This window comes from Verrucomicrobiia bacterium, assembly GCA_035765895.1.
Classification (GTDB): Bacteria; Verrucomicrobiota; Verrucomicrobiia; order Limisphaerales; family DSYF01; genus DSYF01.
Window position 1 is genome coordinate 1 of sequence record DASTWL010000076.1, and the last position, 11,067, is coordinate 11,067.

General features: G+C 63.7%; 8 protein-coding genes. 6 read left to right on the forward strand and 2 right to left on the reverse strand.

Annotation, left to right across the window (positions count from 1 at the left end; all coding sequences use genetic code 11):
• Positions 1-137: 137 nt before the first annotated feature.
• From VFV96_14990 to VFV96_15005, 4 genes are read left to right on the forward strand one after another with little or no spacing between them, the layout of a single operon-like run.
• Positions 138-1,412 carry a beta-ketoacyl-[acyl-carrier-protein] synthase family protein gene (locus tag VFV96_14990; GenBank protein HEU5071709.1) on the forward strand — a complete coding sequence of 425 codons (1,275 nt, stop codon included), beginning with the start codon at positions 138-140 and terminating at the stop codon, positions 1,410-1,412.
• Entirely contained in the window at positions 1,409-2,452 is a 1,044-nt protein-coding gene (locus tag VFV96_14995) for a hypothetical protein (protein ID HEU5071710.1), read from the forward strand. Before VFV96_14990 ends, VFV96_14995 begins: the two co-directional genes overlap by 4 nt.
• Positions 2,449-3,180 (forward strand): SDR family NAD(P)-dependent oxidoreductase, encoded by a 732-nt coding sequence (locus VFV96_15000; GenBank protein HEU5071711.1) that lies wholly within the window; start codon positions 2,449-2,451, stop codon positions 3,178-3,180. The genes VFV96_14995 and VFV96_15000 overlap by 4 nt, the downstream gene beginning before the upstream one ends.
• 17 nt (positions 3,181-3,197) lie before the next feature.
• Positions 3,198-3,452, forward strand: a complete 255-nt coding sequence (locus tag VFV96_15005) for a phosphopantetheine-binding protein (GenBank protein ID HEU5071712.1) — start codon at positions 3,198-3,200, stop codon at positions 3,450-3,452.
• Between the two features lie 23 nt (positions 3,453-3,475).
• On the opposite strand, the gene VFV96_15010 is transcribed toward VFV96_15005, so the two are convergent.
• Together VFV96_15010 and VFV96_15015 are read right to left on the reverse strand one after the other, a co-directional pair.
• Positions 3,476-4,327 (reverse strand): MqnA/MqnD/SBP family protein, encoded by an 852-nt coding sequence (locus VFV96_15010; protein ID HEU5071713.1) that lies wholly within the window; start codon positions 4,325-4,327, stop codon positions 3,476-3,478.
• A gap of 94 nt (positions 4,328-4,421) precedes the next feature.
• A complete protein-coding gene (locus tag VFV96_15015) occupies positions 4,422-4,826 on the reverse strand; it encodes a glycogen-binding domain-containing protein (protein ID HEU5071714.1) in 405 nt (134 codons plus the stop codon).
• Positions 4,827-5,077: 251 nt separating this feature from the next.
• On the opposite strand from VFV96_15015, the gene VFV96_15020 reads away from it, so the two are divergent.
• Both VFV96_15020 and VFV96_15025 read left to right on the forward strand, forming a co-directional pair.
• Positions 5,078-7,123, forward strand: a complete 2,046-nt coding sequence (locus tag VFV96_15020) for a UvrD-helicase domain-containing protein (protein ID HEU5071715.1) — start codon at positions 5,078-5,080, stop codon at positions 7,121-7,123.
• Between the two features lie 1,906 nt (positions 7,124-9,029).
• A complete protein-coding gene (locus VFV96_15025) occupies positions 9,030-11,060 on the forward strand; it encodes a glycoside hydrolase family 2 TIM barrel-domain containing protein (protein ID HEU5071716.1) in 2,031 nt (676 codons plus the stop codon).
• Positions 11,061-11,067 lie beyond the last annotated feature (7 nt).

Genomic DNA, 11,067 nt, shown 5'->3' on the forward strand with positions numbered 1-11,067 from the left:
TTGAACGCCATTGGCGCCGAGGGCTTGGTGCCATCGCGATTGGGATTGGTGGAGCACTATCAACGGAGTGGCGTCGCCCCGGCTGCGTCCCCGAGTCATCCCAGAAGCCCGGCCGACTTGACGCCGTTGCGGGCGTGATGACTGCCGCCACTGCCGTGCCCGCTGCCCGCCCGATGCTTTTCCCCTCCCCACGTCAAACCCCGCCCGCCCGCGTGGTGGTCACCGGCGCCGGCATCGTGACGGCGCTGGGTCTGGGCTGGTTCTTCAATTCGGAAGGCTTCCGCACCGGCCGCTCCGGCATCCGCCCCGTCACGCTCTTTGACGTAACGCGCCAGCGCTCCCGGATCGCCGCCGAGGTGGATCTGCCGCCGTTGGCGCGCACCGGCATGCCCGCCCAACGACCCGCGGCGCGGTGGGATCGCGCCACGCAGATGCTGTGGCTGGCCACGGCGGAAGCGTGGTTCCAAGCCGGCTGGGCCACGGCGCCCGACACGCCCCTCGTGCTCGGCACCACCGGAGGCGGCATGGCGCTGGGCGAAGAATACGTGCGGCATGCGTTGCAACACCCCGGCACCCAGCGGCGCCAGGCAACACGGGTGGTGAATTATCAGGCGCAACGCCAGGCCCGCGACGTCGGGCTGGCCCTCGGCGTTCGCGGCCCAATCACCATCATCTCCAATGCGTGCGCCTCCGGCGCCAATGCGATTGGCCATGCGTGGGAGTTGATCCGCAACGGCCGCGCTGAACGGGTGCTGACCGGCGGCTATGATGCGCTGTGCCCGTTGATTTATGCCGGCTTCGATTCGCTGCAGGCCCTGGCTCCGACGCCCTGTCGGCCGTTTGACGCGGAGCGCAACGGACTTTCCCTCGGCGAAGGCGCCGCCGTGCTGGCGTTGGAATCGCTGGCCTCCGCACAGGCGCATGGCGCGGAAATCCTGGGCGAAATCATCGGCTATGCCGCCGCCACGGACGTGCATCACCTGACCCAACCGCATCCGCAAGGCGACGCGGCCTTCATCACCATGACCGAAGCGTGCGCCATCGCCGGCCTCGGGCCCGAAGCGGTGGACTACGTGAACGCGCACGGCACGGCCACTCCGCAGAACGATGCCACCGAAGCTGCCGCCATTAATCGTTGGGCCGGTTCGCGCGCGGCCAACCTGCCGGTCAGCTCGACGAAGGCCAGCGTCGGCCATTTGCTCGGTGCGGCCGGCGCCGTGGAGGCGGTGGTTGCGTTGATGGCCTTGCGCGGTCAATGGCTGCCGCCCGAATCCACCCTCCGCATGCCCGATCCCGCCTGCACTTTTCCCCTAGTGCAACAACCGACCACCGCCCGGGTTAACGTCGTGTTGAGCAACTCGTTCGGCTTTGGTGGCGCCAACGCCACGCTCGTCTTGCGGAGGTGGACATGAGCCACGTCTTCGTGCATGGGTTGGGAGCGGTTTCACCGGCCGGCTGGGGCGTGCCGGCACTGCGTGCCGCGCTGGAACGCGCAGAGCCGGTTCCCCAGACGGATTTGCTGCGCCCCGGCTGGCCCCGGCCATTGCGCGTGCGCGCAGTCCCGCCGCCCCTCACGCGTCCGGCCTTTCTCAGCCATCCGCGTTATCGACGCGCCAGCGTCATCAGTCACCATCCCGTCGCCGCCGCGCTGGAGGCGTTGGGACCGGACGCCGCGCGGGCGCAAGCCGGCGAACTGCGCATCGCCTCCATCCTGTGCATGATGGCCGGCTGCGTCACGTATTCGCGCCGATTCTACGAGGAAGTCCTCCAGGACCCGTCCACGGCGAGTCCGTTGTTGTTTCCAGAAACGGTATTCAACGCGCCCGCGAGCCACCTCGCCGCCTACCTGGGTTCGCGCGCGCCCAGCTATACGATGGTGGGAGATGACACGGTATTTCTGCAAGGGCTGGCGGTGGCCGCCGATTGGCTGGCGGCGGGCAAAGCGGACGGCTGCCTGGTGATCGGCGTGGAGGAAATGGACTGGCTCGTCGGCGACGCGCTGCATCTGTTCGCCCGCGACGCCATCCTCGGCGCGGGCGCGGGCGCTCTCTACCTCCGCCGCGAAGCCCCCGCCGTAAACGCGATCGAGCTGGCCGCCATCACCGACGTTGTTCCTTTTTCGAGCGAGGCCGACCGCGTGAAGGCCGCCCAAGTGGTGCGTCAACAATTACCCCCGGGCAGTCCGCAAGAACTCTGGTGCGGCAGCAGTCAAGGTCGCGTGCGCACGGATCGCGCCGAAAGTGCGGCCTGGCAGGACTGGCCCGGCGCGCGACTGGCGCCCAAACAATGGCTGGGCGAGGCGTTCACCGCAGCGGCGGCCTGGCAATGCGTCGCAGCCTGCGATGCCATCCGGCGCGGCGCAGTCACTGCCGCAAACATCAGCACGCTCGGCGCGAATCAATATGCGGCCGGCGCGCGCTTCACCGCCGGTTCCACCAGCCCAATCGCATGAGCGAAAGAGTTATTCTGATTACAGGCGCCAATGGCGAACTCGGTCTTGCCCTGGCCCGGACTTTTTTGACGGAGTCGCACGAAAACCGCGTCTGGCTCGCGGTGAATCAGCGCCGCGACCAGGCCAGCGCGCTGGCGACCGCACACCCGGAGCGTTGTCAGTTGGTGCCGCTCGACGTCCGCTCGCGTGCGGATTGGAATCGTGCCGTGGCGGAAATTCTGGCACGGCATCAACGCCTGGACGTGCTGGTCAACAACGCCGGCGGGCATCAGGACGCCTTGCTGGCCATGATGAAACCCGAGGCGTGGCGGGACGTTTTAAGCGTCAATCTGGACGGCACCTTTCATGGCTGTCAGGCAGTTCTGCCCACCATGGTGGCCCAGCGGAGCGGACGCATCATCAACATCGCGTCCCTGAGCGCCCTGCTCGCGCCCCCAGGCCAGACCAACTATGCCGCTGCCAAGGCGGGCGTCGTGGCGCTCACACAGTCCCTCGCGAAGGAAGTGGCCCGCCTGGGCATCACGGTGAACGCGGTTTGCCCCGGTTACATCGAAACCGCCGCGCTCGCGACGATGGACGAGACCGAACGGCGGCAGCGGCAGCAGCAGATTCCCATGCGGCGATTTGGGCGGCCCGACGAAGTGGCCGCTGCCGTGCGCTTTCTGGCTTGCCCGGAAGCCGGCTACATTACAGGCTCCGCGCTCAAAATCGACGGCGGAATCCTGTAATGCAAAACTCTGAGGAATTGAAATCGCGAATCCGGCGCGTGCTGGTGGACAACTTGATGCTCCAAATCCAACCGGAAGACATCGCGGATGACACGCCGTTGTTCGGTCCGGAAGGTTTGGGCCTCGACTCGGTGGACGCGCTCCAACTTGTGGTCGCGCTCGACAAACAGTTCGGCCTGAAGATCACCGACCCCAAAGCGGCGAAGGACACCTTGGCCACCATCAACACCATCGCCGCTGCGCTGGCCCTCCTGCCGCCCAAAGCCGCCTGAGCCGGACCACCGGCCCCGCCGCGTTAGACAACAAATTCGAGTTCCTGCCGGTGCGGCAGCAGCCCGCGTTCGTAGGCCGTCCCCAAAAAGCGGCGGATGGATTCCCGGCCCCGGTCACCGTAGTCGAGGGTCCAGTGGTTCACATACATGCCGACGAACTTGTCGGCCAGGTCACGCCCCATGTCGCGGGCGTATTGCAACGCGTGCAGCACCGCTTCGGGCCGGTGATCGAGGCTGAATTGGATGCTGTCGGTCAGAACGCCAGAGATTTTGCGGCGCACGTCCGGAGCAAACCGTTTGTGGATCACGTTCCCGCCGAGCGGCAGCGGCAGGCCGTGGTTCTCCCGTCCCCACCAAATCCCCAGGTCTTCACAAACCTCCAGCCCCTCGTTGCGGTAGGTTAACTGCCCTTCGTGAATGATCAGCCCGACGTCCGCCCGGCCCTCGCGGACCGCCTGAAAGATTTGGTCAAACGGGACAACGATGTAATCAAATCCCTTCGCGGGCTTGCCCAGCCAGAGTTGCAATGCCAGAAATGCGCTGGTCATGGTGCCGGGCACGGCAATCTTTTTCCGCGCCACTTCGTCGCGGGTGAATTTTTGCTTCGCCACCAGCATCGGCCCATAGCCGTCGCCCATGCTCGCGCCGCTGGGCAGCAGCGCGTATTGGTCGCTGACGTAGGCGTAGGCGTGGATGCTAACCGCCGAGATGTCGAGCTCGCCACGCGTGGCCCGCTCGTTCAGCGTCTGAATGTCCTGCAGGATGTGCTCGAAACGGAATCCGTGCGTGGGAATCAGTTCCTTCGCCAGTCCGTAAAACATGAAGGCATCGTCGGGATCCGGCGAATGCCCCAGGGTCAAGGTCGTCTGCGCCATGCGGACAAAATAAGGACGCCCCGCCCGTCTGTCACGACTGATGCGAGGTGTCGCGAGACGGGCGGCGGCACCGCGTCGCAGCGCGTGGCTATTGCTAGACGACCAACACGGAATTCTGGCCGCCAAACGGATTCGGCGTGAATTCCCGGGCGTTCGGGTCCGCGAGCCACTGGCCATCCACCACGAACATGTATTCGTAGCGGCCCGGACCAATGGTGAGATCCTTGATCCACGCGCCATTGCTGGTGCAGCTCGCCTGCTCCGGCTGCCACGAATTGAACGAGCCCGCAACGGCCACGGATTGGGCGCCGGGCCGGGACAACTCCAGCCGCACCTTGGGGGGCTTCGGCGCGGCCGGCTTGGCCGGTTGGGGTTCAACTTTGGCCTTCGTCTGCGGAGCCGCGACGGCGGCGGGTTTGGCGACGACAGGTGGCGCAACTTCCATAATCACCTTGGCCTGCGCGGGGGCCTTGGCTTTCGTTTTCTTGTTTTTGGTCATGACTATCCTGGGTTTCCCGAAATAAATCGGGTGTTCCTGATGTAAAGCAACGCGTGTGCCGGGGCAAATCCGGATTCGTAACAAAACGGTGTCGCGCTGTATTTCAATCACCTGCGGGCCAAAAAACTTTCGCCCGCGCCGGCGGCGGCCTGTCGCTTTCTTCTCACGCTGGTCAAGAAATCCGTGCGCCCGCCGCATTTTCCGCGCAATGCCCTTGCCTCCCCGCGCTCCGAATTTACACTCCGCGCGCCGTGCCGAATCTGAATTCACTCAACCCCCAGCAACGTCAAGCCGCGGAAACCCTTCGCGGGCCGGTGCTCATTCTGGCCGGCGCGGGCACCGGCAAGACGCGCGTCATCACCTTCCGCATCGCCCACATGATCGAGCAGGGCATCGCGCCCGGCAACATCCTCGCCGTCACATTCACCAACAAGGCCGCCCGGGAAATGCAGGAGCGCGTGAACAAGCTCGTGCCCCGCGCGCGGCGCAGCGAACCAGCGGCCAAAAACAAGGAAGACCGCCCGACAATTTGCACCTTCCACTCGCTGTGCGTGCGCATTCTCCGCCAGCACATTGAAAAGCTGGGCTACAAGCGCAATTTCGTCATCTACGACGAGGCCGAAACGCTGAGCGCCGTCAAAAAGGTGCTCTCGCACATCAGTGCGAAGGGCGAAAAAATTGATGCCGCGGCCATCCGGGCGGAACTCAGCAAGCTCAAAAACGCCGGCGGCGCCGCGAATCCCAACCGCGGTCACAGCATCCTCGCCAGCCACATCCTGCCGCGCTACGACTCCGCGCTCCGGGCCTGCAACGCCGTGGACTTTGACGACCTGATCCTGCTGACGCTGAAGCTGTTCAAGGAACATCCCGACGCGCTTGAGGCGTGCCGCGCCCGCTATCGTTACGTGATGGTGGACGAATATCAGGACACCAACGCCGCGCAGTTCCAGCTCGTGCATGCGCTCACCTGCGAGCATCGCAACCTCTGTGTCGTGGGCGACGACGACCAGAGCATCTACGGCTGGCGCGGTGCGGAGATTTCCAACCTGCTCGACATGGAAAAGCACTTTCCCGAGGTAAAGGTCGTGAAGCTCGAGCAGAATTACCGCTCCACCAACACCATTCTGCACGCCGCCAACGCCGTCATCAAGAACAACGCCCGGCGCCGAGGCAAACAGCTCTGGTCCGACAAGGGGCACGGCGCCAAAATCACGCTGCACACGTTCGAGAGCGACGAGGAGGAGGCGCGCACCGTGGTCGAGGAAATCGAATTCCAGCGCCTGGCCCGCCGCGTGCCGTGGGGCAGCCAGGCAATTCTCTTCCGCACGAACCTCCAGTCGCGCCCGCTCGAAATGGCGCTGCGCCAGGCCCGCGTGCGCTACCATCTCATCGGCGGACAAAGCTATTTCGACCGCCGCGAAATTCGTGATTTTCTCGCCTTCCTCAAGGTCATGCTCAATCCGCACGACGACATCAGCCTGCTGCGCATCGCCAACGTGCCGGCGCGCGGCTTGAGTGACGTGACGATGGAGCGCCTGCTCGCGGCGAGCCACGAACGCAAGCAATCCGTTTACGCTGCCCTGCAGAATCCGGTGGTGCAGGCCGGCTTCCAGGCCCGGACCCGGGAAGCCATTGAAGGCTTTGGCGCGCTCATCGAACGCACCCGCACCACCCTGCAAAGCGCCGAGTTCAGCCACGACCCGCAGGCGCTCGAAAAGTGGGCGGAACACTTTCTGAACGGCATCGGTTACTTCGAAGAACTGCGCCGCGGCGAAAAAAATGTGGAAGTCGCCGATGCCCGGGTGCGCAGCGTCAAGGATTTGCTGGCCGACCTCGACGCCCACGCCGAACCCGGCACGCCGCTGCCGGAACGGCTCCAGGCGTTTCTGGAGGAAGTCACGCTCGACAACGAACGCGAAGATGAAAAGGACGAGAAAGTGGGCGACGCAGTGACCCTCATCACGATGCACTCCTGCAAGGGACTCGAATACCCGCATGTTTACATCGTCGGCCTGGAGGACGGGCTGCTCCCGCACTCACGCTCGAAGGTGGAAGGCACACTGGACGAGGAACGCCGGCTGTTTTACGTGGCGGTGACGCGGGCACAGGAGCGGCTGACCATCAGCCATTGCGCCAGCCGCAAAAAATACGGCCAGGCCCTGCCTTGCCATCCCTCGCCCTTCCTCAAGGAAATTCCGCCGGAATTGGTCGAGCACGCGGACGAAAAGAGCAAGGAACCCGTCACCGTCGCCACCGGCAAGAGCATGTTCGACCTGATGCGCGCGGCCATCGAGTAGTCGCGCACTCGGCCGGGGCGCGCCCGCGAAAAACTGATCCGTTCCCTTCAGCAACTCAGGTCACAATCGGGACAACGAACCACGACCGATACTTTTCCCCGGCAGAAAAATCTTCGCCCCCCTTGGAAGCCCGCTACCCGCCCTGCCGCAGAACCCTTCCACACACCCCCGCGCATGGCTATAGCAGTTGGATGAATACTGTAACTGTCCTGACGGCAGCAGCCCCTCACCCCGTCCCTCTCCCCATCCGATGGGGAGAGGGTGGCCGAAGGCCGGGCGAGGGGCAGGCGAATAACCCGACGGCTACGACATAATTTAAACCGCTCCAGCCAACCAACCGCCTGTCGGCGGACCCTTTCGCGGAAGAAACAAACGCGCTTGCCCAGTGCGGGCGGTGCGGGTGAATTGAGCGCGAACCGGAAGGGAAGCTGTAGGCCGGCCGGCCACTGGTGTTTCATTGAACCCATTCAGGAGCTTTGGCCCCGCAGGCGCCGACCCTACCACTGGTGGCGTGCGTGATCCTTGAAGGACGCGGCACGACCCCGATTACGAGATTGATCACTTGCGTTTGGATCCTGCGGCCCGCCTCCGGTTCCACAACTTAATCCGAGCTTTGGCCGCGCGGGACTTTTCCTCGCACCCATGTCCGGCCTTTTTGTGTTGCCGGCAACTTCATCTTCCCAAAACATACCCCGCAAATTCCCCAATAAAACAGGCTTGAGCTCTCATCCTTGTTTCTTACGAGGCGTCACCTTCATCCTCAACGACTGCACTCCAGAATAACCAGAACAATGGTCTGGCGGTCAACCTTGAGCCACACGTTTAAGAATGTGTCCCGAACGGGCTTAGGAGTCAGCATGTAAGCTCTCCATATACTATCGTATTCTTGATGACGTGCGTAAAAGCTCAGAGCAAGACCGTAAGCTAGAATGCAACAAGCGCAAAGAGCAGCGCCCGCGCAGGAAATCTTAGTTACAGTTCGCGTCATAAGCTCACAGTCGCCTAGACAGTATGGCTTTCGATGAGGGTGAAAGCGGTGTCTGCGCTCCGGCGTAAACGTGAGTTGCGCCGCCGGAGCGGCGCCGAGCCACCGGTTGTGGGACGCACGCCCCAAACAACGCAGAGACGAAAAGCCGATACCATACAGACCTATCTACTCCGCCCGACCCCGCCCGTCCAGCGCCAAACCTGCCGCGCTGGGGCGGCGGGCCGGTGGCCTGAACAGGTGACTGCAGCAAAGGGAAAAGACAACAAGGAGGCGGAAGTCTGCGGGAAATTTACCAGGCTCGTTCAACCCCTAATAGCTTTGGCGCTCCGCCCCACTCTCCCCCCTCCGGCGAAAGCTATCTTGTTTCGTTAGGCCTTTGCGATGAGATGAAGTCCGACATAAATGCCAGTGAGCAAAAGTCCGAGGATCGGCCAGAGGACTCGCTCTCGCCGAAGGAACGCAGCCACAATCAACGCTGCTCCGAAAAACGGCACCCAATACCGAAGATGAACATCAAGTGAGCCGCCACGCTCAGGGCCAAGCGCGGACGGCAAAATGATGGCGAAAAACATCACCAACACACAAACCCCACTCAATATCGGCCCTCGTTTCATCATTGGTGCGCCCCACAGCCTAGATAGTATGGCTTTTGGTGAAAGTGAAAGCGGTGTCTGCGCTCCGGCATAACCGCGGGTTGCGACCTGTGGAGCAGGTCGCCGAGCCACCGGTTGTGGGGCGCGCGTCCCGGACAACCTTGGAACGAAGCGCGAACACCATGCACGTATCTACTCCGCCCGACACCGTCCGTCCAGCGCCAACCCCGTCGATTGGCGCCTGGCCCGGCTACCCAAGTGGGTGATTGTCTTCCACTGCGAATTCACCAAGGATGGCGGCATGCAGCACCGTCGTTTTTTTCCCATGGCATTGGTTGCGTTCGCGCTGGCCGGATTCGGGGCGCACGCTCGTGAGGTCACCTCGCTGGATGCGGGCTGGCGGTTTGAGTTTGGCGACGTGGCGGGCGCGGCGCAGCCGTCGTTTGCGGATGGCGCCTGGCAGACGTTGTCGCTGCCGCACTGCTGGGGCTGGCAGGAGGCCGAACGGGGCGAGAAGCCGCGCCGCACCACGGGCTGGTATCGCCGTGACCTCGGACTGGTTCATCCCCGGCCCGGGCATCGTTACTTCGTGCGGTTCGAGGCGGCGGCGACACAGGCCGAGGTGTTCCTGAACGGAAAATCCGTCGGCCAGCACCGCGGCGGCTTCGGCGCCTTTTGTTTTGAAATCACCCACGCCCTCGCGCCGCAGGGAACGAACGTGCTCGCCGTGCGCGTGAGCAACGTCGAGGCGCCAGACATCGCGCCGCTGAGCGGTGATTTTCCGGTTTATGGCGGCCTTTACCGGCACGGACAACTGCTCGAAACCGCGGACGTTTGCTTCACGCCGACCGACCACGCGTCACCGGGCGTCACGTGGCGGCAAACGAGCGTTTCAGCCACGCAGGCGGTGCTGGACATCACGGCTGAGATTTCCAACGGCACGCGACAGAAGGCGTCACTGATGCTGGCGGCGCGCGTGCTGGACGCGGCCGGAAACACGGTGGCCAGCGTCGAACAACCGGTGGCGGCGGCGCCACGGGTCACCGAACCGCACTGGCTCCGCCTCACCATCCCGCACGCGCACTTGTGGAACGGCCGGAAGGATCCGTATCTGCACCGGGCCATCGTTGAATTGCGCGACCCGGATGGCAACGTGCAGGACGCCGTCGAGCAACCGCTGGGGTTGCGTTCGTTTCACGTGGACCCGGACAAGGGATTTTTCCTCAACGGCGAACCCTATCATTTGCACGGCGTGAACCGGCACCAGGACCGCCCGGGCAAGGGCTGGGCGATTTCCAACGCCGACATGGACGAGGACATCGCACTGTTGAAGGAACTGGGCGCCACGGTCATCCGCTGCGCGCATTACCAGCACAGCGACTATTTTTACAGCCGGTGTGACGAGGCCGGCATTCTGGTCTGGGCGGAAATTCCGCAGGTGGATCGCATCACGGACTCGCCCGCGTTTGCGGAGACGTCGCGGAACCAGCTGCTCGATCTCATCCGGCAGAACGAAAACCACCCGGCGATTTTCTGCTGGAGCCTGTTCAACGAACTGCGCCCGGGCAATCCCGACCCGCACCGGCTGCTCCAGGACCTCAAGGAACTGGCAAACGCCGAGGATCCGACGCGGCCGACCATTGCCGCCACCTGCACGTGGGGCTGGCCGCAGATGAACAAGATTCCCGACCTGCTCGGCTGGAACATTTATCCGGGCTGGTATTCGGAGTGGAAGGCCCTGGATGATTACGGGCGCCAGCTGGACAGCTACCGCACGACCAGCCGCGCGGGCGGCGTGTGCATCAGCGAATACGGTGCGGGCGCCAACGTGAACCAGCACGAGCAGCATCCGCAACAGCCGAAAGCCGATGGCCAGTGGCATCCCGAGGAGTGGCAGGCGGTCGTGCACGAAGAGGCCTGGAAGCAGATGAAGGCGCGCCCGTTCATCTGGGGCACCTTTGCGTGGAACTTTGCGGACTTCACCAGCTACTGGCGGCATGAGGGCGGCGTGAAGGGCCGCAACGACAAGGGGCTGCTCACCTACGACCGCCAGATCAAGAAGGACGCGTTCTTTTTCTACCAGGCGAACTGGTCGGACGAATCCACGATCTACATCACGAGCCGGCGTGACGTTACGCGCACCAACGCGATCACCGACGTGAAGGTGTATTCCAACGCGCAAACGGCGGAAGTGTTTCTCAACGGCGTTTCGCAAGGGACGCGCACCAACGACGGAAACGCGGTGTTCCTCTGGAAAAACCTGCAACTGAAGCCCGGCGAAAACACCGTCGAGGCCCAGGCGGAGCGTGCGGGCAAGCCCATCACCGATCGGTGCGTCTGGCAGCTCGCCCAATAATCAGTCG